This window comes from Geosporobacter subterraneus DSM 17957, from assembly GCF_900142145.1.
GTDB lineage: Bacteria > Bacillota > Clostridia > Peptostreptococcales > Thermotaleaceae > Geosporobacter > Geosporobacter subterraneus.
On the sequence record NZ_FQZV01000012.1, the window covers coordinates 59392 to 83522 of the forward strand.

Genomic DNA, 24131 nt, shown 5'->3' on the forward strand with positions numbered 1-24131 from the left:
CCAAGTAAAGTGGAAGGATGAAGAAGGCTATACCTCTTATCTCTTTTTCGACCGGAAAAAGCAAGGGCTGCACATTGTGCAACCCGCTTATTCACTGACTATCGGTGATGTAGTTCTCGGAATTTTGAGAGCGCTTCTCCCTCCGTCCAACTGCTATGATATTCATCGGTTTTGTAGAAGTATAATTCGTTGGTTTTTCTTATATACTGCCACTTTCCGGTCAGATAGGAGACCTCTCCCTCCGATAACAGCTGCTCAATCAGTCTGCTATTCCCTTCATAGAGATCCTCATAGGACTCTTTGAGACTCGTATAATTCAATCCCATACGAAAATAAGTGTCCATTGCCATAGATTTTAGGACCCATTCATATTCTTTCGCCAATGCTATAGAAAGCTGCTTATGCTTTTTCTCTTTAACAAAAATAACGGTCTGAATATCCTCTGTCGGCCGGTATCCTTTCTCCAAATTTGCAAATATGAGCTGGTGCATGGGCAAATATCCTTTTTGTCGGAAAGGCTCCTCTAATACTTTGAAAATCTCCTCATCCTTAATCTCCAGGAGCTGCTCTAAGGCCCCTTCACCCATTGCTTCATCTAGTTTCAAATTGAATACGATATCCGAAAAGAGTTCGCGATTGATCCATACCCAATCTAAGGCTTCAAAGTCTTCTATATCTAATATGGCTTCTAAAGATGCTCCCTTGATGCTATCTAAAATTTCCTTGCTCATTTCATCACCACCTGCATGTTTGATTCGAACAGTATTGTTCTTAACTTAACCCTTGCCAAACCTTTTCATACGTTCTATTTTATCATATACTGATGAAGAATAGGATAGATTCACCTTTTTGTTTCTATAGCATATGCTTTCGGAACCCTTATGGGTGACAGCTTTGGAAAATTATACTGTTCCTTCTTCTTTACAAATTTATGCGTCTACAACAAGGTGTTGTTTTGTAGGGGCAAACCTGCGTGTCTGCCCGCTTTTTCGGGACGACACATAGGTCGTCCCCTACATTTATCATTCATTTTACTGGCGTAAATCTATATATAAGCCTTATTTACCCGGAAATCCAACGGTGAAACGGTTTCTTAAATTTATGTATAGTTTGCAAAGATTGTTTTTCTTATTTGAGCAACTCAGTACTAGATATATATGCTTCTGAGTTTCGTTACACGTTGCTATAACCCTTTGATCATTACACAACTCTTGATAGCTTTTTATATCTGAAGTATGGTACTAAAATTTAGTTATCCATAACCCAACTCAATAAAAGCTTCTAAAATCGTGTATCGCGTAACGTATGACAAGTAATCAAAAAAACAGTTGTTTATATATTCATCACCTAGAGAATACTACGTGTATAAAAGCAGTTATCTATTAGGAGGTACATCCATGCAGAAGGCAGTTTTCTTAGATCGAGACGGTGTCATCAATGATAACAAAGACCCAGTAAATAAGCCAGAAGATTTAAAGCTGTATCCCTGGACTGCACAAGCGATTAGACTGCTTAATGAAGCTGGATTTCATGTATTTGTGGTTACCAACCAGGGGGGAATTGAAATGGGTTATTTTACTCATGAAGACCTGCAAAGCATCCATCACCAAATGCTCACAGAGCTGTCAAAGCATGAGGTAAGGATTCATGGCGTGGAATATTGTCCCCATTTTAAGACCAGGTGTAAATGCCGCAAGCCTAAACCGGGCATGATCCTGAAAATAGCCAAGGAGCATCAAATCGATCTAGGTTCTTCCTACATGGTTGGAGATCGGGAGATGGATATTGATGCCGGACGAAAGGCGGGCTGCAGCACTGTTAAAATTGGTGCTCCCTATAAAAATGCAGACTTCCGGGTAGATAATCTCTTAGAGGCCGCTCATTTGATTCTTTCACAGGCTAAAGCAAAATAGTATCAGCATAACTGATACTATTTATTCTCCTCACTGATGCGAAACTTATGTATAGGCCTTCCTACGCTGCCATACTCCAATTCAATATCGACGATTTTCTTTTCTGCCAGATACTCCATATATCGTCTGGCAGTCACTCTGGCAATCCCTACTGCCTGAGCCAACTCCATAGATGTAAGATATTCTGTGTTCTTCCGTAAATAGTTTAGTATTGAGTCTAGGGTGACTTGATTAAGTCCTTTAGGCAGTGAATGATCCCCCTGCTCCTGTGAAGCGTGCAAAATACTATCCAGTTCCTCCTGCTGAAACACTTCTGTTTCCTGGAGCTTATCCTTGAATCGTTTATAGTTTTGCAAGGCTTCTTTGAACCTGTCAAATTTAAAGGGCTTAATGATGTAGTCTACCACACCGTAGCGAATGGCTTCCTGGACCGTTTGCACACTCTTATCTGCCGTAATTAATATTACGTCGGAATTAACCCCTCTTCTTCTTATTTCCTTTAGGGTTGTCAGTCCATCCACCTTAGACATAAAAATATCTAAAAGAATTAACTGCGGTTTTAAGGTTTCCAGCAGCTTTAATGCTTCCTCCCCATGGCTTGCAACGGCCACAACGTGAAAGTCCTTGAGCTTGGCTATAAATCTCTTATTGATTTCCTGTACCATAGGATCATCTTCAACAATCAACACACTGATTTCTTTCATTGGCTCACCACTTTATATTTTTTTGGAATGCTCACAATCGCTTCTGTTCCTATATCTTTCTGGCTGTCCAGCAGGATGGTTCCTTCCAGGCTGTCTATGATCTGTTTTACTAAAGCCAGCCCAACCCCCTTATTCTCTCCAACCTTTGTTGTAAATCCAAAATCAAAAACCCTGCTCAGGTGTCTATCTTCAATGCCTTCCCCGGTGTCGGTTACGATGATTTCCAATTCCTCATTTCCATCGTTTAATGTCAGACTTACCTTTCTCTTGTCCTTTTCCATGCCACTTACCGCATCCATAGCATTCTCCAGCAGGTTTCCTATGATGGTAACCAATATATTGGTATCTAATGTTTCTATGCGGCTCAACTTACTGCTGGGATCCATAGTAAAATCAATTTTCAATTCCTGCATCTTATTGTATTTGGCCAGAAGCAGCCCTGAAATTGCATCATCCTTAATGTTTTTCGCCAGAAATCCCAGCATTTCCTCCTGAATTTCACTAATACTATCAATATATTTTATTGCTTCATCGTAAGACTTTAGTTGAAGTAATCCGTAAATAGTATGAAGCTTGTTTAAAAACTCATGATTCTGGGCTCTTAGTGCATCAATAAACCGTTTAACACCCGTGAGTTGTTCCGCCAGATTGCGCAGGTCCGTCAAATCCCGAAAGCTGGATACGGCCCCTACCACTTCCCCTTTTATATTGATTGGCAGTGTATTGGCCACGATGGCCCGGTTATTATCCAAAATATGCTCTCGATCATGCTCCGGAATACCGGATTCAATTACTTCAGGCATATGGCTGTTTTGAACGATCTCCCGGATATCTCTGCCAATAACATCCTCATTTAATTTTAGTATTTTTTTGCCTTCGCCGTTGATCATCGTAATCCGATACTGGTGATCCACAGCAATGATGCCTTCTTTTACTGTTTGGAGAATAATATGCCTTTCCTTTAAAAGCTTTGCAATTTCTTCAGGCTCCAGTCCCATAATCTGGTTTTTGATATTCCGTGCCAGCAAGGCAGAGCCAAATATGGTTAAGAAGAAACCACCCAACAGAATATAGTAAAACCCACTTTCGATCTCTGTCAAAAACTTTGTAAAGTGAGGGTAAAGCATGCTTACTACAACGACACCTACTTGCTGTCCATCTCGGTAAATCGGCGCATAAGCCTTGATGGATGGTCCGGAAGAACCCTCGCCCTTGGAAATATAGGACTTGCCCAAAAAAGCCTGTTTTTCATCGCCGCCGAGATATATTTTGCCTACTTTGCTGAAGGTGGGATGTGCATAGCGAATCCCCTGCATATCCATCACCACAATATATTCGGCACTGGTCGCTCTGCGTATGTCTTCAATAAGGGGCTGAATCACCCATTCCCCCCTAGCTTGACCTACATGGACCTGTATATCCCGAATCAAGGATACTGTTTTTCCAATATTCAACGCATTTTTTCCTAAAACATTGTGAATGCTGTTATCAATATACCACAAGCTAAAGGTGCCCACCCCTGTTAATAGTACCATGACCATTAAAGTCGTAAAAATAATAATTTTAATCCGTAAGGTTGCCTTTCCATACAATTTTATCGGGACCACCCCCACTTTAGTTATTTAATGCAATTATATAATAGATATCTTAGATAATACAAGAAGGGTTCCTTTCTTTTTATTTTTCATAAAATCTGTTAATTTTTTCAAGAAAAGTGCTATAATAATAACTTAGGAGGTGAAGCGAATGAATTTTTTATTCTTCACAGTATCTGCAGGTGAAGGACATAATCAAGTAGCAAAAACAGTCGCTGACCAGTTGAAAAAACGAGGCGCTGATCATAATGTGGAAATTATCGATACCTTTAACTATATGCATCCCCATCTTCATAAAATTGTTTTCGAAGCCTATATCAAGTCCATAAAGTATATTCCAGCACTATACGGTTTCATCTACAAACGCTCAGAGTATACTGACAGCTCTATTACCGACGTCAGTGAGTTTTTAAACAAAGTCCTGCTCTCCAAGAAGCTGTTACGCCTCATAGATGACTTTAAGCCTGATGTGATTGTATGTACGCATCCATTTCCGGCTGAGGCATTATCCGTATTAAAGAGGAAAAATAAAATAAACATTCCTATCGTATCTATCCTTACGGACTATACGATTCATCCCAGCTGGATCAACAAAGAAGTAGATTACTACATTCTTCCGTCAGAGAACTTCATATATGAATTTCAGTATTGGCAGATTCCGCCTGAAAAAGGGCGTTTTTTAGGGATTCCGGTAGATGAAAAGTTTAAGCATCAGCTGGATCGAAATCAGTTGTGTGAAAAGCTTGGGGTTGAGAATACTTTTACAGCTCTGATCATGGGCGGTGGATTGGGACTTGGTAATATCACAGAAACCCTGAACTATCTTTTTACCTACAATATTAATATTCAGATTATTACGATAGCAGGCAAAAACGAGGAACTCTATCGTTACCTTTCACAGATCCAAAGGCCTAACCTCAAGGTTTTCGGCTATGTCAACAACATTGATGAGTTCATGACCGTATCCGATATCATCATTTCCAAGCCTGGTGGGATTACGGTCACTGAGTCTTTAATCAAGGAACTGCCGATCATTGTCACCTGGAATCTACCTGGACAAGAAGAACGAAACACCGAGTTTATCCTAAACAATGGCATTGGTATGGTAGCCACCAGTCCAAATTCATTGATCTCCTGTATCAATCTTCTAAAAGAAGACAAGGAAAGGTATAATATTATCCGGCAAAACATGCACAGACTGCGCAAGCCTGATTCTACAAAAGAAATTGTAGATTTCTTATTGAATCTTTTAAACTAAGGGCTTTGTTAAAGTTTAGTGTGGATATTATGTTTTAGCCATAGATTGTGACACGGTAATGGGTGGACGACTCTGTACACTCGCAGATGCCTTATTAAAACAAGTGGGCGGACACGGGGGGCCGCATCCTACAAAATCAAAATTATAGTTTACAGAGGCAAGCTAAAAAAGCATCTTCGATGCTTTCGCTAGGAAACCCTAGGTTTCCTTCGACGGCTGCGCGGCAGCCTGAGCACCTTCCTGAATGCGGGCAGGGGATTTCATCCCCTACAACCCCTCTTTTTATATAATAGGAAAGCAGAACTTTCCTATTATATAAAAAACATTGGTGTATCAAGTACACCAATGTTTTTTAGTTTAATACCCAACTACATGATATCCGCAATCCACATGAAGATTTTCGCCTGTAATGCCGCTGCTCATATCACTGCATAGGAATAAGGCTGTATTCCCCACTTCTTCAGTGGAGATCAGTCTTCCCATGGGAGATTTCTCTTCAAATTCCTTCAGCATATTGGAGAAATTCTTGATGCCCTTTGCCGCTAATGTTTTTATAGGCCCTGCAGAGATGGCATTGACGCGAATATGCTCCTTTCCCAGATCAACAGCCAGGTATTTTACACTGGCTTCCAGTGCAGCCTTTGCTACACCCATCACGTTATAATTTTTAATCACACGCTCTCCTCCTAGGTAAGTCAGGGTCACAATACTTCCCCCCTCCGTCATCAGAGGTTTTGCGTACTTGGTGACAGCCACCAGGGAATAAGCACTGATTTCCTGGGCCATAAGATAGCCTTCTCGGGAGGTATCATAATATTGTCCCTCCAGTTCTTCCTTCCGGGCATGGGCGATGCTGTGGATAACTCCATGAAGAACACCAAACTTTTCCCCAATTTGTTGGAAGGCCGTCTGAATATCTTCATCCTTCTGTACGTCACAGTGAATAATCGGCGCTTCAGGCATGGTATCAGAAATGAGTCTTTGTATATTTTCCTCACTCTTTTCCCCTTGATATGTAAAAGCCAGATGGGCACCAGCCTCATGGAGTTTTTGCGCTATACCCCAAGCGATGCTCCACTTATTCGCCACACCCATTACCAATATGTTCTTTCCTTTTAATAATTGTTGCATTTTAGAATCCCCTCTCCAATAGATCTATTTTAGTCTGTTTAAAGCTGCATGCATCATTTCTCTTGCAATGGGTGCTGCACTCTTTCCACCGGTACTTCCTGCATTTTCCAGAACTACAGCCACGGCAACCTTTGGATTATCTGCCGGTGCAAAACCAATAAACCAAGCATGGGCCATTCCCGTTTCATTTTCTGCTGTTCCTGTCTTTCCTGCTACTTTCACATTTCGAATCCTGGCATTTTTTCCTGTTCCTGTCTCCACTGCTTTAATCATCATATCAGTCAGCTTTTCTGCTACCATAGGGGTACAAACTCTAGAGAGGGTTTCCGTACTGCTTGTTCTTACGGTTCTCCCTTCCGGTGATATGATCTCCTTTACCAATATAGGCTTTACCATTCGACCTTCATTGGCAATTGCAGAAGCAGTTAGTGCCATATTCAATGGGGTAGTCAGTATTTTTCCCTGTCCTATGGCTGTAGCACCCAGCTCCGGCTTGCTCATCATTCCTCTGTTTGGAAATTGGGAGGTTTTTGTCATCAGAGCAAAAGGAATCTCACGGTTAAACATATACCGTTCTGCCTCTTCCCTTAAGGCTCCCTCACCTATCTGAATTCCCATTTGACTAAAAGCTACATTGCAGGATTCTGCCAATGCCTCTTCTAAATCAACATCTCCATGGGCAGTTTCCTGATAATCTCTCAATACATAACCCTCAATATTGATAGAGCCCTCACAAGTATATGTCTGGTCTATATCTGTCTTCTGAAGTGCCGCAGCAGCTGTAATCACTTTAAACACGGAACCGGGCGTATATAATCCCATGGCCCCTCGGTTCAGCAAAGGGCTGTCCTTATCCTCTACGATCTCTTCCCAATCCTCCCGCAGAGTAGCCGGATTAAAATCAGGCTTGCTGATCATGGCAAAAATCTCGCCAGACTTAGGGTCCATAAGTACTATAGCCCCTTTCTTTCCCCTAAGCTGCTGTTCTGCATAGCTTTGCAGTTCATGGATAATCGTCAGGCGCAGATTGTTTCCCTTTTCCCGAGGCCCTGTTATTTTATCACGGATCTCCAACAGCGGGTTATTATCGGATATATTTAAAAGATAGCTGTTATAAGAAGCTTCTAACCCTGCCTTTCCATATTCTTTAGAGCTATAGCCAATTACATGGCTGTAAAGACGGCCGTACTTATATTGTCTTACCTGCCTGTCGTCGACCTTTTCGCTGTAGGCCAGCGCTTTTCCATTACGATCAGTGATCGTTCCCCTCAGGACATATTCCTCATTCAGCCATTGTCTTTTATTATAGCTGTTGGTTACAACCTTTGATGCCTGAAAGGTTTCAAAATAGCTTAAATAGACAATGAGTCCTACAAATAATGTACATAGCACGATCAACACCCTAATGATCCTCTTGGATTCGATGTTCATGCTCTTCCTCCTGTTCTGATTCAATCTCCTCTGAAGCGACCTGCAGGATTCCTAAAGCCGCAAAGCTTGACAACAAAGAACTCCCTCCATAACTAACAAAAGGCAGTGTTACACCCGTCAAGGGAATCAGCTTCATCACACCCCCCATAATAATAAATGCCTGAAATCCAAGCATGGCGGTGATGCCCAAAGCTACAATCCTGAAAAACTGATTCTGCTGATTGAGGGCTATCTTAAAGCCCCTATAAACAAGAATCAAAAACAGCATGATGACTGCAATGCCGCCAAAGATACCCATTTCTTCGCAGATAGCAGAGAAAATAAAATCCGTATGCACCTCTGGGATGAATTCAGGATGTCCTAAACCCACACCGGTACCAAAGAATCCTCCTGTACCAATGGCAAATAGGGATTGGGTAATCTGATAGCCTTTGTTATCTATAAACCGCCAGGGATCGATCCAAGTTTCCACCCGAATGCGCACATGATTCACCGCCAAAAAACTGAAAAAAGCAGTCACGCCTGCACCCAATAAATTATAATAAATCAGTTTTCGATCCTCTTCATAAATGTAAAATATGGTCATGAAGACTAAAAAGAACAGCATGGCTGTACCTAAATCCCTTTGGACAAAAAGAAAAGCCATATGTGCGTATACAATGCCTAAGAAAACATACTTATTGAGCAGCCTATCCTTATTTACATAGTAGGAGGCCAGAAAGAAAACAAATACCAGCTTAATCATCTCAGCAGGCTGAAAGCTGTGATTTCCTATCCGAATCCAGTTGGTTGCCCCTTTAATTTTTGTACCAAAGACTAGTGTCAACAGAAAAAGAATCAATGACCCTGCAGCATAATACCTGGTCCAACGCTGCCATCCCTTTCCCTTTTTTACAATCATGTAGGCCAAAAAATAAGCGATCATACTGATTCCAAACCAGACGATCTGTTTAAACCCAATGGTCGAATTAATCCTATAAATCATAATGATCCCGATACTGACCAGCATCCCCATAATCAAAAAAATATAATGATCACCAGAGGAGGTCTTTAACAATATGAAGTTTGATATATAAATGATAAACATTAGCAAGACTCCAGAAATCAGAATGAGCCTATCATACTGATCCTTGTAGAGAAAAAGCAGTACCAGCGCCAATATATTCATCAACACAATCAGATTTTGAGGATTTTTGTAACTAAATATTTTTTTTAACATGTTTGCACCTCTTTAATCATTGGCCACAAATAAAAACTCAATCTGTCCGATCTTAATACGATCTCCATTTTTTAATTTCACAGCATCCATAATGCGCTCACCATTCAGATAGGTTCCGTTGGCACTCTCTAAATCTTCTAGGAAGTATGCTTCTTCATCCAGACTGATCTGCGCATGCTGATTGGAGATATAAGGGTCTTTAATTACAATGTCGTTTTCATTTTTCCTCCCAATGACTACATTTGCAGATAATGGATAGACTTCTTTTACTTTAAAGGGCAAGGTGTCCTTTCGGTTAATCAGCTTTAGATAGGTATCTTCCTGTATGCTGCTTCCGCCAATGCTCTTGATGTCCAGGTAGATAAGACGTATGATACCAAAAATAAATAAATAGATAATCACGATAAATAAATAGCGAAATACTAAGGACAATATATTAAACATCCCGTCACCTGCCTCCATAGGCCAAATTCGATTCGACTCATATTCCTATTATACTAAATAATGATAGACAAAAGAATGACTTTATAAAGGATTTTCATAACTCCTTCCTAAAGTCACTCATCAATCCGTTTATTTGTTTATCATTTTTACCAGTTCCTCGTAACTACATACGCCTTCTGCCAGTATATTTTCTCCACTTGCAATTGTTGGCACCACTTCAACGGAATAGGGTTTAATCATATCTTCCCACGAACCTATAACAGCTAAAAGATGCTCATCCTCCATCCGTTGTAAAAAGTCATCCCAGGAAATACCCAGCTGCAAGCAGATTTTCTGTAAAACCCTATGGTCTCCTATATTCTTATTATACACAAAAACACTATTGTAGAAGGCATGGAGTATTTCCTCCATAGGCACCTTATTGAAGGCGTAAGCTGTCAGCATCCTGGCCAGCCTTGTATTATAAATCCTCTCGGGCAAATAAAAAACTAAATTCTTTTTCTTTGCCTGCGCCTTAATCAGCTTATATGCCTTTTCAACTTTTCTTGTTCCTAGGAAATTTTTCAAGTCTGTTCCTTCCGGCGGAATCTCCGGATAGATTTCTGTTGGAATCCAGCTCACCTTTATCCTATGTTCTGAGTAAAGTCTTTCGATTTCTGGAAGCATAAGGTAGCAGTAAGGACAGATATAATCGAAGATAAAGATAATTTCCTTCAGAAGACCCACCCCTTTCATCGGTTCTGTTATACTCTTACCCTCCAGGGACTGGATCATTCATTTATTTTTGCAAACATGCTGATATCTTTCTTAAACCAGCTGCTCCATTTCCTTTACTAATTCTTCAAATACCTTTAGGGCGCTGTGAATTGGCTCCGTGGTCGTCATGTCAACCCCGGCACCTTGGAGGAGAGCAATGGGATAATCAGCTCCACCCTTTTTCAGGAATTCGATATACCGTTTTACTGCCGGTTCTCCTTCTTGCAAAATCTGCTGTGTCAAGGAGATAGCTGCCGCATATCCCGTAGCATATTTATAGACATAGAAGGCATTATAAAAGTGTGGGATTCTAGCCCATTCCATTTTGATCTCTTCATCCACAATTATATGGGGACCATAATATTTTTTATTTAACTCTCCATAGTACTCAGAAAGAGACTCGGGGGTTAAGGCTTCCCCACGCTCTGCCCACTCATGGACCTCTCTTTCAAATTCCGCAAACATAGTCTGACGGAATACGGTTCCCCGGAACTGCTCAAGATAGTGATTCAGCAAATAGGCCCGTATATTTTTGTCTTCTGTTTTCTTTAGCAGGTCCTGCATCAGTAAAGCCTCATTGACTGTAGATGCCACTTCCGCTACAAAAATCTTATAGCCCGCATAGGTGTAGGGCTGCTTGGAACGGGCATAGTAGGAATGCAGGGAATGACCCATTTCATGGGCAAGGGTAAATACATCGTGTATCGTATTTTGATAATTCAGCAGTACATAGGGCGGACTATCATAGCTGCCCCAGGAATAGGCACCGCTAGTCTTCCCTTCATTCTCATATACATCAATCCAGCCCTCCGCAAAACCCTTTTCCAGGAGGGATACATATTCCGCTCCCAGAGGTCTTAGCCCTTCTGAAACCTTCTTTAACGCATCCTCATAGGATACCTCCATCTTTACATCCTTTACGATAGGTGTGTATAAATCATACATATGTAGTTCTTCCAATCCCAGGGCACGCTTTCTGAGCTTTACATAGCGGTACATGGCAGGAAGATATTCATGGATGGTTCTAATCAGGTTATCATAAACCTCCAGCGGTATATTATCCTCATCTAAGGAAGCCTGTAACGCAGAAGGATATTTTCGCACCCTGGCATAAAAGACATCCTTTTTCACACTGTAGTTGAGTGTAGAAGCGATAGTATTTTTCTGCTTTTCATAGGAACTGTAAAGGGCTTTAAAGGCATCATGCCGGACCCTTCTGTCGCTGCTTTCCAAGAATTTTACATAACTCCCCTTGGTTACCTCTACTTCCTCACCCTTTTCATCTCGAATCACCGGAAACTTTATATCCGCATTGTTGATCATGGAAAAAATATTTTTTGGTGCTGCTGCCACCTCTCCCGCCTGGGCTAAAATCTGTTCCTCTTCCTTCGTGAGGATATGGGCCTTCTGGCGCAAAAGCTCTTCTAAGTAAAATTGATATCCCTTTAGTTTTTCATGTTCTTCAACAAAAGTTCTGATTCGTTCCTCAGGTATACCTAAAATTTCCGGTATCATAAAGGACAAACTGCTTTGGACCTCAACACTTAGCCCTTGCGCCCGGTCACTCATACTCTGGTATTTCGTAACTCGGTTGTCTTCATCCTTCTTCATCCTTGCATAAATAAAAACATTCTCAATTTTCCTTGAAATCTCATCGGCAAAATGAAGAGCTTCGTACAGCTTTTCTGCTGACTGGCCTAGTGTTCCGGCAATCTTTTCTGATTCCTTTGTCATTTCTTTAATAGCACGATAATCCTTTTCCCAATCATCATCCTCTGAATAAAGTGCTTCCAGTCTCCATTTGTACCGCTGGTCTATCTCCTTGCGTTCTTTTACCTTCTGTGGTTTTTTTAATTCCGATTCTTTTTGTGGCATCGCCACTCCCTCCCTTCATTGGTGATATCAGCTTTTCTACAGCAACAATAATGGATTCTCTAATGTCTATTATTATACCCAAAACTTACGATCATTCCAACTTTTTACGAAGGTTTCCTGCAAGTCATGTATACACTGTAAACTTTTTTCAGTATATTTAAAAAAAATTAATACTATAGTATAATAATCCTATTGGAGGTGTTACCTTGAAGCTATCCAAAGTCATTGAAATTCTTAACGCAGAGCTATACAGCAGTTTCGCCGATTTAGATATGACATTTCAATATGGCAAGGCTTCTGATTTGTTAAGTGACGTATTAAGATTTCCCGCCGAAAATTCTCTGCTTTTAACAGGGCTGATGAATCTTCAGGTGGTTAGAACTGCAGAAATGCTGGATATAAAGGGGATTGTATTTGTAAGAGATAAGAAACCCTCCCAGGAAATCATCGATCTGGCTAACCAGACCGGTATCGTCTTAATGGGTACGCGTTTTAATCTATATAAAAGCTGCGGTTTATTATACCAATACGGGTTAATGGATTAGAGGGGGAATTCCCATGAATAGATATTGTCATTCTGTTATTTTAGAAGAAGATTTATGTATCGGCTGCACCAACTGTATTAAAGGATGTCCCACGGAAGCCATCCGTGTAAAAGGCGGCAAGGCACGTATCATCGATGACCGCTGTATTGATTGCGGTGTATGTATACTTGCTTGTCCTCACCATGCAAAGAGAAGTGTCAGCGATTCTAAGGAGCATCTAAATGACTTTCTATACAAAGTTGCAGTGCCTTCTACGACGCTCCTCAGTCAGTTTGACGGTAGCATCAGGCCTTCTAAAATACTGTCAGCCCTCCAGATGATGGGATTTGATGCGGTGTACGAGGAATCCAGAGGAGCTGAGTATGTGACTCAGTATACATTGCGGCTGCTTAAAAGCCCTCCCCGACGTCCGCTGATTTCATCTAATTGCCCGGCCATCGTACGTTTGATTCAAATTCGCTTTCCAAGTTTAATAGAAAATATTTTGCCTATAGAATCACCAATGGAAATATCTGCAATTATTGCAAGACAACAGGCAGTGGAAAAAACCGGTCTCCATCCAAGGGATATTGGAATATATTATATCAGCCCCTGTCCGGCAAAGGTTACCAGCGTTCGAAATCCACTTGGCATTGTCCGATCCAATGTAGACCGTGTGCTTTCCATCCAATCAGTTTATCCTTGCATTCAAAAAAACTTGAAAAATATTAAGATAGAAATCCCTTATTATGACTCAGGCAAGGCTATAGGCTGGGCTAGGGCGGGAGGCGAATGTCAGGCTCTAGGGATTGAGCACTATCTTAGCGTAGATGGGATCGAGAATGTCATTCGTATTTTGGATGAAATCGAAAATGAAAGAATTACGGGAATAGACTTTTTGGAATGTGCAGCCTGTACCAATGGCTGTGTAGGCGGCTGTCTTACTCTGGAAAACTCCTTCATCGCCAGACAAAAAGTTCGAAGCCTTACTGAGAAGAATATGCGCAATAACTATGCGCTGCCTACCAATGATTTTGCACCCTTTTTATTTACTGAAAAGATTCATCCGCGAAATGTGCATAAGCTGGATGACAATCTACTGGAAGCCATGAAAAAAATGGAACAGATCGATGCCGTCCACGGCATCCTGCCGAACTTAGACTGTGGAGCTTGTGGCTCTCCAACTTGCAGGTCTTTGGCAGAGGATTTTATCCTGGGATATGCAGATATCGAAGACTGTATCGTGAATTTGAAAGGAAAAATGCAGTCCCCAGAGAAAAAGAATACAACGTAAAGAGGTGCTCTGTCACCTCTTTTTATGATCATAAATGAAAATTTTAACAGTTCATTCATAAACGATTGATTCCTTTAATATAATGGTGTAGTATATTTATATTGTTTTCTTGTCGCCATACATAATTATCTGCTAGGAGGAATACTATGGATAATCGGCCAATTGGCATCTTCGATTCGGGGGTCGGAGGATTGACAGCGGTACCCCACATCATGAGACAGCTGCCAAAGGAAAGATTAATATATTTTGGTGATACCGCAAGAACACCCTACGGTTCTAAAGCAAAATCTACGATTACCAGCTTTACCCGGCAAATCGTCGATTTTTTATTGCATAAAGATGTAAAAATGCTTGTTATTGCCTGCAATACCATAACAGCCACCTGTCTGGATGAACTACCAGCCTATTGCAAAGGGGTTCCCGTTATAGGCATTATTGAACCGGCTGCTAGAAAAGTAGCACGGGAGCATGACATCTCTAATCGAATCGGCATTATCGGTACAAAGGTAACCATTCAGCAAAAAACCTATATCAAGAATATTACTAAATATAACCCAGATCTGAAGCTCTTCGATAGAGCCTGTCCTATATTTGTTCCCTTAATTGAAGAAGGGATTATCGATCATGGAATTATGGAGCTTTCCGTAAAGCACTACCTGGATGAATTTGTTGAGGAAAATGCCCTGGATACATTAGTTTTAGGCTGTACCCACTATCCTTTAATTCAGCCTACGATTGAAAAGCTGTATCCTCATCTTAAGATCATAGATCCTTCTTTCGAGATTGTCCACAGTATTCATAAAGCACTTGTCGAAGGAAACCTCCTGGCTGAAAATCCTGAAGCAGAGAATATTTTTTATGCCAGTGACCTTTCAGAGAACTTTATGAATATGATCAACTCTATTTTCGGTAAAGAAAGTGTGAAGGTGGATTTCAAAAACTTTGATCTGGATATATTGGAATGCAAGTAAAAGAATAACATCGCCAAAGTCCCTCTTCTAGAGCTTCGGAGGGGTCTATGCACAGATATTGCCTCATCACCAGTCAAAAGCGGCCTATATGGCCGCTTTTATAGTAGAATCCTATCTAAAAACAGATGGATTCTTTCAAACAACAAACCTGCAATAAACCATGCCGGAGCATAGTCTAGGCGTATCAATCCCTTTACAGCGTACTTAGCCCCTGAATAATCCCATGGGCATTCTCCCAGTGCGCTGCGCAGAAACCATCCAGAAGCATATTCTATCGTATAAATCGCTAAAACCCATACGCCTCCTCTCACCAATATAGGCCAATGGAAAATCCTATCGTGTAAGGATTCCAGAAAAACAGCCGAACCATAAATCGGAAACATCCAGAGATAGGTATATCCTCGAAAGCGCCGATCTCCCGTCAAGGCAGCTCCCATTCCTGTCCAAAAAATCTCAATACACCAGCCCAAAAAACCATAGATTACGAATCGGATTATCATGACTCTATTTTTACATTTTTTTGCGGCTTTCATACCTAAATATTTTTATGCTTCTCTTTTGCTTGACGGGGCAGTTTCTTTGGAATAATCTAATAGTTAGAAGGAGGCATTATTTATGGACAGAATGAAGGCTTGTTCCCTCGCTAAATATTTCTCCTACTTTTTAGGGGTACCCTTTATACCGGAAGAGCTAAAACGGCTCGATGAACCGCTGATATTGCATATATCAGATACTCCCAGCGAAATCTATCCCTATTTGTATCGAATGATTGAGCAATTAAAGCCCCACTATATCATCCATACGGGAGATCTGGTGGATAATATCAAATTGGAGTATTTAAAAGGAAAAAAAATGAATTATATAGAGAGTGCCCGGAGCTTCTTTGAGCATTTGAAAAAAATAGGGTCCTTTGACTTCTACTTGGTTCCTGGAAATCATGATTGCCCAGAGACTATCATCAATCTATGGGAGGACGTTATCCTGCTCAAGGAAGGTGCAACGATAGAGCTTGGCAGCCTGAGGATTGGTACGGCTCATTATTTTGAAAAATTACCCCCACAGGCGGATATCTATCTATACGGGCATAATCTCCATATTGAGGCAGAATATCCAAAGCAGCAGGTATATCTCAATGGCATTTATAATATCCATGTGATATCAGGACTTACCAAGAAAGTTTTTTTTATTCCCTATCCAATGGGCACCAATAGTCTGCGCCGCATTATCAATGGAAAAATTGGCATTTAGCATACTAAAAATCAGATATGGAGGTCTTATTATGATTTATATCCGTATGGGTCCGAGGTTTTTATTTATTCGTACTGAAAAAGTGCAGCAACTGCAGGACTTCATTTATAAACACCTTCAGGGAACTCTGTATTCCTTTGAGGAAGCCTTAGAGTATTCGACAGAGAACAGTACCATCATTTTTCTCACCCCTCCGAATCTAACCCATACCAGGGTCGAAGACGCTGAGAGCATTCTTCTGGTTCCCGCAGCTTCTTCGATAATACTGATGACCTTTATCAACGAAACAGCATCTCCATGGATAAGCCGCATCCAGTTAGGGCCTGCGTCGTTAGTACTGCGGGTGGCCGGTGACGGCAAAGATGCCCTAGAGCAAATCCAGCGGGAATACCAAGCCCAAGCTTTAAACTGGTTGGAGGCCATCGATCTGGGAGAAGCGGATGACACGATTATTAGTCTCACCAATAAGCCGATCAACCACAACCTACAGTCAAAAGACTTTATTCATCCAAACTTGCTGGTATCTATGCCTGTCAATCTTCTGTCCCACCGGCTGCGCAATGAAGGACTGATTTTTATTACCCATGGCTTAAAGAGCAGAGAATGGTATGAACTGCGTATTAATATCTACGATTCCCGAGAATTATATCATGAGCATCAGGAAAGACTGCAGCTGATCCTATCAGAAATAGAGGCAGGCATGATTCTGGGGGAATCCTGGACCAAAGATCACGCCCTGATGCTGTTCTCCGTGGTGGCTTATCAAATTAAGCTCTTTACCATGCTGGAGCCTCTGGAGATCAAAAAAATCCTCATGGCTCTGGAATACGACAGTAACGGTAAAAGGTTAGTGGATTTAGATTTGTATCATAGAAACAAAAAAATCTCCTGGACCCATATTGGCGGCATCGGATCAAAGTTTGAAAAGGAGAAAGTATGTGTTTCTTATCGTGAAAATCTGCTAAAGCAGTTATCCGAGGATACCTTAATCAGACTTCTGGAAATAGAAAAGAAAATTAATGAATCCAAATAAAACGCTCTTAAGAGCATTTAAGACTGATGACAAACCCCTCCTAAGATCCTCTCAACTCCGTGACAAGGCCACTTTTTGTGAAATAGATCATTGAAAAAAGTGACCTCGTCAAAGTCCTTGTTCGGAAACTTAGGAGGGGTTTATTTATCGACATTACTTTGTCAACAACCTGAAAAGGCTATTAAGAGCGTTTTTATGCCTGAACGTCCTCTAAAAGGCTTTCAAAACCAATTCCCTTTCCCCATACGGAAATCACCGGCAGCACATCTACAAAAGCATTAGGATCAATTTGGGCGATAAACATTTTTATCAGCATGGTTTCACGGGGAGAGCAAACGGAAATAATTTTCTGTCTGGAGGCATTTGTATATCCTCCTTTAATTTCATAGGTACTGATTCCTCGTTTAATGCTATTTAAAATATAGTCTGCAATCTCATCATTCTTTTCGCTGATAATTTCAATTTTAACGTTTTTGGAACCGAAACCGAAGAGTACCAGGTCGATGGCTTTTATCATGATAATTTGAGTTAATATGGCATAAAGGGCTACATTACGGTCATAAATCAATGCAGAAGACATAATCACGACAATATCAATTCCCAGTAAAATCTGGCTTATACTTATAAAGGGGAACATTCTATAATGAATAATCTTCGCAATCGTATCGGTTCCGCCCATGGAAAAACCCCTTTTGAGAATGAGTCCACAGCCTGCACCGGCAATAATGCCGTAATAAATGGAAGCTAAGATGGTGTCATTCTCTATAAAGTCATAGTTGGCATTCTCAAAACATATCAAGATCAACGGAAATAGGATGGAAAGCAATATGATCTTGCCGCCTTCCCGCTTGCCCAGCAGCAGCCATGCACACAAGAGTACCAACATAGACATTCCATAGTACAGATAGGTATACTTAATCCCGGTGAGCCGATCTATAATAATGGACAGTCCTGTAATTCCCCCTGTAATCAACCCGTTAGGCTTTAAAATAGATGTAATGGCAAATGCCAGCAGGGCACAACCGACGATAAGGTAAATTCCATCCAATAAATGTCTTTGATAGTCTTTCTTCATTTTCTACTCCCTCTCTTCCATTTTTCTCACAAAATCTATTATATCGAATTGTGGATAAAAAGGTGTAACTAAATTGTTAAGTTTTTAAAAAAAAAGCAATAAAAAGGAGGGCATCTCGCCCTCTCTTTATGTTTACTTTATCTTACAATTAATATAGGTTTGTTGGTATGATGCAGCACCTTATCAGAAACACTGCCAATGACTACTTTTTTTATGCCGGTTAAGCCCTTGCTGCCCATTACGATCAAATCCGGATCCATTTCTTCGATTGCATTGATAATCTGTTCTGCAGGATCTCCGATTTTGATTTCTGTATGAAGGGTTCCACAGAATCCCTCAAAAGCTACTCCTGCTTTTTCAATGACACTTTTTCCATGCTGTTCGAAGGATTCCCGCGTTTGCTCATAAAGATATACACTTTCATGGAAATAATTGTGTTTAAAGTCATTCACTACATTTAGCAGGATTACCTCACTGCAAAATGCTTCTGCAAGCTTTCTTCCTTCCTCTAAAGCCTTCTGAGAATGCTCAGAACCGTCAATGGCAATTAATATTTTTTTCATACTACAAACCTCCTTCTTGTGATGGATATATGTATGACTACTTTGTTATTATTCTTATACCCTGACCTAACCCCTTCAATCTCTATAATTTATATACTTGATAAATTTTGTCATACAGTGTTGTAGATAGGTATAAGATTCCTAATTGGCTAAAATCAAAGAAGAATGAAGGTTGTTCGAAGTTGTATGCCTTTAAGTTTTATCATATAATTAGATAATCATCTGATTGGGAGTGTTGTTATGTATAATGATCTGAATAAATACCTGCCCTTATTGGGCCGTTTCGCCGTGATTGGCATAACTATTCTGGGTATATATTTTTTTTCTACTACCCTGATTTTTTATGTCCTCCCTTTTCTGCTGGGTTGGGCAATCGCATCCATGATTGAGCCTCTTGTGGACTTTTTACATACCCGTTTGAAGCTGCCCCGGGGACTGGCTGCCCTATTCTCCACAGGGATGTTTGTGCTGCTGGTGGGATCACTGATTGCATTAGTTGGCGGAATTATTGTAGTGGAACTGACGAAGCTTTCCATCAAGCTTCCTGAGTATTCAGAAAGGCTGTATTTTCAAAGCATCGAGATTGTCAGCCGTATGCAAAATCTGTATTTTAGGCTGCCCCCTGATATCGCACAGTCTATTATAAATGGTTTAAACAGTCTGTTAAATAACCTTACCCTCTTGCTGGGGAAAATCATTTCCTCACTGATGGGCTTTCTTTCCCGTATTCCAAGCTTTTTCGTGTTTTTGCTGGTTACTATGATCTCCACCTTTTTTATCGTCCGGGATAAAAAGGAAATCACAAGATTTATGGTGGCTCAAATCCCTCAGAGCCAGCGTTCTACCATAAAGGTACTAAAGCATGATCTGCTGTTTGCCCTCACAGGGTATATTAAAGCCCAGCTTATTCTTATGTCCTTTACATTTATTGAAAGTGCTGTAGGCTTAACACTGATCGGTATTGACTATTCTGTACTGTTAGCCCTGCTAGCCAGCCTCATAGATGCACTGCCTATACTGGGATCGGGCTCTGTTTATGTACCGCTCATTCTTTGGAAGCTTTTGGCGGGCTCTTATCAGACAGCAATATACCTAGCGCTGCTTTACGGGCTGATTGTTTTTATCCGTCAGCTTTTAGAACCAAAGGTACTGGGCAACCAAATCGGGCTCTATCCCTTGGTCACATTGCTTGCAATGTATGTGGGGCTTAAGACCTTTGGGGTTATCGGATTAATCATCGGCCCCATTACTGCCATTGTACTCATTACGCTGCAAAAGGTAGGTATTCTTCCTCAATGGAAAAAATAAATACAAACGTTTTTAAATTTAATCCATAAATTGTCCGAGTTTGTTTATGCATAAATATGTATATTATCTTTATAATTATAAATGTTTATGCAGAAAATTAACTATATATTCAATTAATTTTAAAACTAATTTTATAGTTTTGAAAACGTTTTTCAGTTTTTTGGGATATTTACAAATATGTAATATATGCTATAATTATTCATTATAAAACTATTAACTAAAAAAGAGGTGATTTCATGTTAAAGGATTTATTAAGTTCAGAGAAACATAAACTATTGTTTCTGATTCCTGCTCCAAAGCATACTCCTGATGAAATTGCGGGGATTCTGAAGCAGCACCCTGAAATTCAGTTCGTTTCTTTAGTAGGTGTTGATCTTGGCGGTAATGACACCGATGAGAAAGTACCTATAGAATTAGCGATTAAAGACATGCAGGAGTTCTTAACTTTTGGTGTGCAGACCGATGGATCCAGTGTTGTATTGCCCGAAATTGCATCATTAAATGACGCTAGAGTTGATATTATTCCTGATACAAGCGTAAATTGGTTTGTAGATTATAACTATGAAAATATAGATGAAAAAACCGGATTGCCGGTGGGAACCCTTAGAATCCCTTCTTTCCTAGTTCACAATAACATTCGTGTGGATTCCAGAGCAATTCTCCAAAGATCTGTAGAAAATTTCCAAACTGAAATCATAAAAATAATTAAGGACGCACCCTATGTACTAGAAACCATCGGAATCGATTCTGTAGATGATATTGCAGAAGTCGTGCTTACTTCTGCTACAGAGCTGGAGTTTTGGGTAAGAAGCCCTGAAGAAAAGCCGGAAATTGAAAAGCTTTCTACTTCACAGGTTCTTCAAGAGCAGTATTGGAAAAGGACTGTGGGACCTGTTCGTACAGCACTGGAGCAGTCTCTGGTTATGTTGGATGCCTACGGCTTAGAAGCTGAAATGGGTCACAAAGAAGTAGGCGGTGTAAAAGCTAAATTATCCGGCAATGGTCAATATGATCACGTAATGGAACAGCTTGAAATTGACTGGAAATACAGTACAGCCCTTCAAGCAGCTGATAACGAGCTATTGGCAAGAGATGTAGTAAAGGATACCTTTATCCAACATGGTTTAGATGTTACTTTCATGGCGAAGCCTATCGAAGGAGTAGCAGGAAGTGGTGAACATACTCATGTGGGTGTAGCTGTAAAGCTGAAGAATGGAAAGTTCAAAAACCTATTCTCACCGGCAGACATGAAGGAAGAATTCATGAGCCCGATCGGTTGGGGTGCCCTGATGGGTCTGCTAAAGAACTATGAGGTTGTTAATCCTTTTGTGACCTCCAGCAACGATGCTCTCAATCGTCTAAAGCCCGGCTTTGAGGCACCGGTTTGTATTGTAGCTTCTGTAGGACACAGCGTAGAGATTCCTTCTAGAAACAGAACCGTATTGGCAGGTTTGGTTCGGGATATTGATAAACCATTGGCTACGCGTTTTGAGCTTCGTGCACCGAATCCTACCAGCAACACTTACTTGGTTTTGGCAGCCGTATATCAAGCAATGCTTGATGGTATCAAGGCTGCACTAAAATCCGGAAAGTCAGCCAAGGAATTGGAAGCTGATTTCTCTAAGAAACCAGGTCAGTCCAGCTTCTATTTGGAAGCAGACAGAGCCTATCGCAGTGAATATGATGTTTTCGAACATTATACAGAAGATGAAAGAAATGAACTCTTTGGTAAGCCTCCTGCAACTGTATGGGAGAACCTTCTTGGATTAGAGCATTATCCTGAGAAGAAAGCCATCCTGTCCTCCAACGGTGTATTTACAGATGCAATCATCAATTCCTTTAAAGTTGCTACGCAAAATCAGTGGACTACAGAGCTATATAAACGTATCATCCCTGATAATGCAGAATTCGTAAGAATGTGCAAAAAGCTTCATGGCAGTGAAAGTGTAACCGACCTCGATGTGGTTACTTGGGAGAAGATCAATCAGTTAAGGAATTATTTGATGAAGGACAGCCTAAGCCAAAAATCTCTCTTTACAAGAATCCGTGAGGGTATAGACAGTGGAGATTTTAATACGGTTTCAAAGCTTCAACAAGAAATGAGCAGCAAAATGGGTGAGTTAAAATCTCTATATATGGTATATAAGAGAAACCTATTTGAAATCCAATAATGCTATGAAATACCCAAAAGCAGCCCTAGGGCTGCTTTTTCTGTTCTGGCAAGGCTTGTCTATACTATTTAGTGCAGAACCAAATACTTTCTTTTTTCCTCCTCAAAGAAAGTTTTCAGCTCTTCATGGTATCCTAGGTGATAGGCAATGGCAAGCAAGCATCGCTGCAGATAGGCTCTGCTGAGGGCATCTATTTGAGGACCTTCTTTCACTTCCCAGATTATATCTAGGTCTCTTCCTTCAACAATATCTTCCAATTCCAAGGCTTCTAGCCGTTCTCTGCTGTATTCGTCAAATAACTTGATGATGTTTACCGGATCCTTAGCTTCTTTTAACACATGCATATGCTCTCTTTTTGAACAATGGGTTAAGATGTCAATGACAAAATTCAGATCATAGTCAACTAACTCATATAGGCTTTCAAGCACCTTTGCAGCAATTCTGGGGTCTCTGTTGCTAGCCTCTATTAGCTTATGCTTCAATCTTTTATCATTGTGTTTGCAGGCCTCTATGATGGTACTGCTTACAGCTTGATCATTCATTTCATGAAATTCCACTTCTTTCTCCCCTTCCATTTCATAGTATCTCTAGTTTTTGAAGGTAAAAAAGAAGTTATACCTTTAAATTTACTTCTTTCCACATTATCTATTCGTCATGCTCAATCCTTTGCGTCAAATCATGAATTCTCTCTTCCATACCAACCAATAGCTCCCCAATTTCTTCTATAACGCTGTTGATCTGTTCCATGGCTGCAAACATCTCTTCATCCTCAAAGGCTGCATTTTCCCTATTCTTTCTTGTAATTGCCTGAGTCACCTGTTCGATTCCTTTCTTCATTTCACTGATTCCATAGGTTAGATTCTCCCGATCATGAGATAACTGCTTGGTAAAATTCGAGGTTTGCTTTGACAGCTGCACAAGCTGTCCTACCAGTAAAGTAATAGCTTGTTGAATCAGCTGCTGCATCTCCTGTGAAAGCTTGTTTTCCTCCATAAGATTAATCTGCTCCAGAAGCTGTCGAATTTCCTTTGACATATACCAGTTTTTATCCGTCGGCATTGGAATCAGGCATTCTCTTCTCTGATCAAGACAGTCTTCTCTGCTCTTACATTCTTCTTCACTATAATTTTTTCCCAAAAGCTCTTTCACAATAGACTTGAAATTTTTGATGATATTGCTTACGGTAGCCAATATAATGGCTATGGTGATCAAAAATCCTTTAATGCTATTGGAGATGGTTGTTTTTTGAATCTCTTCCTTCTTTTGCTGATGCTCCGCAATAATTCTTGATAATTCCTGATTCATCAGTTCCGGTTGTTCCTTTAATCTTTCTATGGAGGTTTGGAGCTTATAATAGGTTTCTGTTTCCAGGTGACGTACCAGACTAGACTGATTATTCAGCATCAACAGAATAATGATAAAAGAAATAATACAACCAATGAACAGCCTCATAAGAATAGAATCTTTGCCATTGTTCATCGCCTTCATTTTCAGCCCTCCATTTATAACTCCCTGTCCGATTTTCATTACATTATATTGAAGGCCCTGTGGAAATGTTCCTAATGATGACATGCTTCTTTTGAAATAAAAAGTCTCTACAAGAAGTAGAGACTTTCAT

23 protein-coding genes are annotated in these 24131 nt (G+C 40.5%); 9 read left to right on the top strand and 14 right to left on the bottom strand.

Annotated elements, in window-relative coordinates:
- Positions 1-98: 98 nt before the first annotated feature.
- Entirely contained in the window at positions 99-731 is a 633-nt protein-coding gene (locus tag BUB56_RS05420) for a hypothetical protein (RefSeq protein WP_110940353.1), read from the bottom strand.
- Positions 732-1397: 666 nt separating this feature from the next.
- Between BUB56_RS05420 and BUB56_RS05425 the strand changes: the two genes are divergently transcribed.
- Complete coding sequence (locus BUB56_RS05425) at positions 1398-1913, top strand: D-glycero-alpha-D-manno-heptose-1,7-bisphosphate 7-phosphatase (protein WP_110940354.1); 516 nt, start codon at positions 1398-1400, stop codon at positions 1911-1913.
- Positions 1914-1930: 17 nt separating this feature from the next.
- Here BUB56_RS05425 and BUB56_RS05430 read toward each other — a convergent pair whose 3' ends face one another.
- Both BUB56_RS05430 and BUB56_RS05435 read right to left on the bottom strand, forming a co-directional pair.
- Entirely contained in the window at positions 1931-2617 is a 687-nt protein-coding gene (locus BUB56_RS05430) for a response regulator (protein ID WP_110940355.1), read from the bottom strand.
- The gene (locus tag BUB56_RS05435) at positions 2614-4209 is read right to left on the bottom strand and encodes an ATP-binding protein (protein ID WP_110940356.1); all 1596 of its coding nucleotides are present in this window, start codon (positions 4207-4209) and stop codon (positions 2614-2616) included. Before BUB56_RS05435 ends, BUB56_RS05430 begins: the two co-directional genes overlap by 4 nt.
- 154 nt (positions 4210-4363) lie before the next feature.
- Between BUB56_RS05435 and BUB56_RS05440 the strand changes: the two genes are divergently transcribed.
- Positions 4364-5470, top strand: a complete 1107-nt coding sequence (locus BUB56_RS05440) for an MGDG synthase family glycosyltransferase (RefSeq protein WP_110940357.1) — start codon at positions 4364-4366, stop codon at positions 5468-5470.
- A gap of 357 nt (positions 5471-5827) precedes the next feature.
- On the opposite strand, the gene fabI is transcribed toward BUB56_RS05440, so the two are convergent.
- The 6 genes from fabI to pepF form a co-directional block, all read right to left on the bottom strand.
- On the bottom strand, positions 5828-6601 hold the full coding sequence (fabI, locus tag BUB56_RS05445; RefSeq protein ID WP_110940358.1) for an enoyl-ACP reductase FabI: 774 nt from the start codon (positions 6599-6601) through the stop codon (positions 5828-5830).
- Positions 6602-6625: 24 nt separating this feature from the next.
- Positions 6626-8032, bottom strand: coding sequence for a peptidoglycan D,D-transpeptidase FtsI family protein (locus BUB56_RS05450; protein ID WP_110940359.1), 1407 nt, complete (start codon positions 8030-8032; stop codon positions 6626-6628).
- On the bottom strand, positions 8004-9251 hold the full coding sequence (locus tag BUB56_RS05455) for an FtsW/RodA/SpoVE family cell cycle protein (protein ID WP_110940360.1): 1248 nt from the start codon (positions 9249-9251) through the stop codon (positions 8004-8006). Before BUB56_RS05455 ends, BUB56_RS05450 begins: the two co-directional genes overlap by 29 nt.
- A 12-nt stretch (positions 9252-9263) precedes the next feature.
- Complete coding sequence (locus BUB56_RS05460; RefSeq protein ID WP_110940361.1) at positions 9264-9695, bottom strand: FHA domain-containing protein; 432 nt, start codon at positions 9693-9695, stop codon at positions 9264-9266.
- Between the two features lie 129 nt (positions 9696-9824).
- A complete protein-coding gene (locus BUB56_RS05465) occupies positions 9825-10469 on the bottom strand; it encodes a DsbA family oxidoreductase (RefSeq protein WP_110940362.1) in 645 nt (214 codons plus the stop codon).
- A gap of 33 nt (positions 10470-10502) precedes the next feature.
- Positions 10503-12326: an oligoendopeptidase F gene (gene pepF, locus BUB56_RS05470; protein ID WP_110940363.1), complete on the bottom strand. Its 1824-nt coding sequence runs from the start codon at positions 12324-12326 to the stop codon at positions 10503-10505.
- Positions 12327-12532: 206 nt separating this feature from the next.
- On the opposite strand from pepF, the gene BUB56_RS05475 reads away from it, so the two are divergent.
- The 3 genes from BUB56_RS05475 to murI all read left to right on the top strand — a co-directional run bounded on the left by BUB56_RS05475 (position 12533) and on the right by murI (position 15115).
- Positions 12533-12871: a hypothetical protein gene (locus BUB56_RS05475; protein WP_110940364.1), complete on the top strand. Its 339-nt coding sequence runs from the start codon at positions 12533-12535 to the stop codon at positions 12869-12871.
- 13 nt (positions 12872-12884) lie between these two features.
- Entirely contained in the window at positions 12885-14144 is a 1260-nt protein-coding gene (locus tag BUB56_RS05480) for a [Fe-Fe] hydrogenase large subunit C-terminal domain-containing protein (protein ID WP_110940365.1), read from the top strand.
- Positions 14145-14290: 146 nt separating this feature from the next.
- On the top strand, positions 14291-15115 hold the full coding sequence (gene murI, locus BUB56_RS05485) for a glutamate racemase (RefSeq protein WP_110940366.1): 825 nt from the start codon (positions 14291-14293) through the stop codon (positions 15113-15115).
- Positions 15116-15213: 98 nt separating this feature from the next.
- Here murI and BUB56_RS05490 read toward each other — a convergent pair whose 3' ends face one another.
- The gene (locus BUB56_RS05490; protein ID WP_110940385.1) at positions 15214-15615 is read right to left on the bottom strand and encodes a putative ABC transporter permease; all 402 of its coding nucleotides are present in this window, start codon (positions 15613-15615) and stop codon (positions 15214-15216) included.
- Between the two features lie 115 nt (positions 15616-15730).
- Between BUB56_RS05490 and BUB56_RS05495 the strand changes: the two genes are divergently transcribed.
- Together BUB56_RS05495 and BUB56_RS05500 are read left to right on the top strand one after the other, a co-directional pair.
- The gene (locus BUB56_RS05495; protein WP_110940367.1) at positions 15731-16363 is read left to right on the top strand and encodes a metallophosphoesterase family protein; all 633 of its coding nucleotides are present in this window, start codon (positions 15731-15733) and stop codon (positions 16361-16363) included.
- Positions 16364-16394: 31 nt separating this feature from the next.
- Positions 16395-17396, top strand: coding sequence for a hypothetical protein (locus tag BUB56_RS05500; RefSeq protein WP_110940368.1), 1002 nt, complete (start codon positions 16395-16397; stop codon positions 17394-17396).
- A 193-nt stretch (positions 17397-17589) separates the two neighbouring features.
- On the opposite strand, the gene BUB56_RS05505 is transcribed toward BUB56_RS05500, so the two are convergent.
- Complete coding sequence (locus tag BUB56_RS05505; protein ID WP_110940369.1) at positions 17590-18471, bottom strand: YitT family protein; 882 nt, start codon at positions 18469-18471, stop codon at positions 17590-17592.
- A gap of 137 nt (positions 18472-18608) precedes the next feature.
- A complete protein-coding gene (locus tag BUB56_RS05510) occupies positions 18609-19034 on the bottom strand; it encodes a universal stress protein (protein WP_110940370.1) in 426 nt (141 codons plus the stop codon).
- A gap of 240 nt (positions 19035-19274) precedes the next feature.
- On the opposite strand from BUB56_RS05510, the gene ytvI reads away from it, so the two are divergent.
- Positions 19275-20342: a sporulation integral membrane protein YtvI gene (gene ytvI / locus BUB56_RS05515; RefSeq protein WP_110940371.1), complete on the top strand. Its 1068-nt coding sequence runs from the start codon at positions 19275-19277 to the stop codon at positions 20340-20342.
- 236 nt (positions 20343-20578) lie between these two features.
- Complete coding sequence (locus BUB56_RS05520; protein ID WP_110940372.1) at positions 20579-22513, top strand: type I glutamate--ammonia ligase; 1935 nt, start codon at positions 20579-20581, stop codon at positions 22511-22513.
- A gap of 68 nt (positions 22514-22581) precedes the next feature.
- Here the strand turns inward: BUB56_RS05520 and BUB56_RS05525 are convergent, their stop codons facing one another.
- Positions 22582-23070 carry a hypothetical protein gene (locus BUB56_RS05525; protein WP_190014227.1) on the bottom strand — a complete coding sequence of 163 codons (489 nt, stop codon included), beginning with the start codon at positions 23068-23070 and terminating at the stop codon, positions 22582-22584.
- A gap of 88 nt (positions 23071-23158) precedes the next feature.
- Positions 23159-24001, bottom strand: coding sequence for a hypothetical protein (locus BUB56_RS05530; protein ID WP_110940374.1), 843 nt, complete (start codon positions 23999-24001; stop codon positions 23159-23161).
- Positions 24002-24131: the final 130 nt, after the last annotated feature.

Bases quoted from the DNA above. Each gene is read 5' to 3' on its own strand.
- BUB56_RS05420 (WP_110940353.1), bottom strand. From the start codon at position 731: ATGAGCAAGGAAATTTTAGATAGCATCAAGGGAGCATCTTTAGAAGCC.
- BUB56_RS05425 (WP_110940354.1), top strand. From the start codon at position 1,398: ATGCAGAAGGCAGTTTTCTTAGATCGAGACGGTGTCATCAATGATAAC.
- BUB56_RS05430 (WP_110940355.1), bottom strand. From the start codon at position 2,617: ATGAAAGAAATCAGTGTGTTGATTGTTGAAGATGATCCTATGGTACAG.
- BUB56_RS05440 (WP_110940357.1), top strand. From the start codon at position 4,364: ATGAATTTTTTATTCTTCACAGTATCTGCAGGTGAAGGACATAATCAA.
- fabI (WP_110940358.1), bottom strand. From the start codon at position 6,601: ATGCAACAATTATTAAAAGGAAAGAACATATTGGTAATGGGTGTGGCG.
- BUB56_RS05450 (WP_110940359.1), bottom strand. From the start codon at position 8,032: ATGAACATCGAATCCAAGAGGATCATTAGGGTGTTGATCGTGCTATGT.
- BUB56_RS05455 (WP_110940360.1), bottom strand. From the start codon at position 9,251: ATGTTAAAAAAAATATTTAGTTACAAAAATCCTCAAAATCTGATTGTG.
- BUB56_RS05460 (WP_110940361.1), bottom strand. From the start codon at position 9,695: ATGTTTAATATATTGTCCTTAGTATTTCGCTATTTATTTATCGTGATT.
- BUB56_RS05465 (WP_110940362.1), bottom strand. From the start codon at position 10,469: ATGATCCAGTCCCTGGAGGGTAAGAGTATAACAGAACCGATGAAAGGG.
- pepF (WP_110940363.1), bottom strand. From the start codon at position 12,326: ATGCCACAAAAAGAATCGGAATTAAAAAAACCACAGAAGGTAAAAGAA.
- BUB56_RS05480 (WP_110940365.1), top strand. From the start codon at position 12,885: ATGAATAGATATTGTCATTCTGTTATTTTAGAAGAAGATTTATGTATC.
- murI (WP_110940366.1), top strand. From the start codon at position 14,291: ATGGATAATCGGCCAATTGGCATCTTCGATTCGGGGGTCGGAGGATTG.
- BUB56_RS05490 (WP_110940385.1), bottom strand. From the start codon at position 15,615: ATGATAATCCGATTCGTAATCTATGGTTTTTTGGGCTGGTGTATTGAG.
- BUB56_RS05495 (WP_110940367.1), top strand. From the start codon at position 15,731: ATGGACAGAATGAAGGCTTGTTCCCTCGCTAAATATTTCTCCTACTTT.
- BUB56_RS05500 (WP_110940368.1), top strand. From the start codon at position 16,395: ATGATTTATATCCGTATGGGTCCGAGGTTTTTATTTATTCGTACTGAA.
- BUB56_RS05505 (WP_110940369.1), bottom strand. From the start codon at position 18,471: ATGAAGAAAGACTATCAAAGACATTTATTGGATGGAATTTACCTTATC.
- BUB56_RS05510 (WP_110940370.1), bottom strand. From the start codon at position 19,034: ATGAAAAAAATATTAATTGCCATTGACGGTTCTGAGCATTCTCAGAAG.
- ytvI (WP_110940371.1), top strand. From the start codon at position 19,275: ATGTATAATGATCTGAATAAATACCTGCCCTTATTGGGCCGTTTCGCC.
- BUB56_RS05520 (WP_110940372.1), top strand. From the start codon at position 20,579: ATGTTAAAGGATTTATTAAGTTCAGAGAAACATAAACTATTGTTTCTG.
- BUB56_RS05530 (WP_110940374.1), bottom strand. From the start codon at position 24,001: ATGAAGGCGATGAACAATGGCAAAGATTCTATTCTTATGAGGCTGTTC.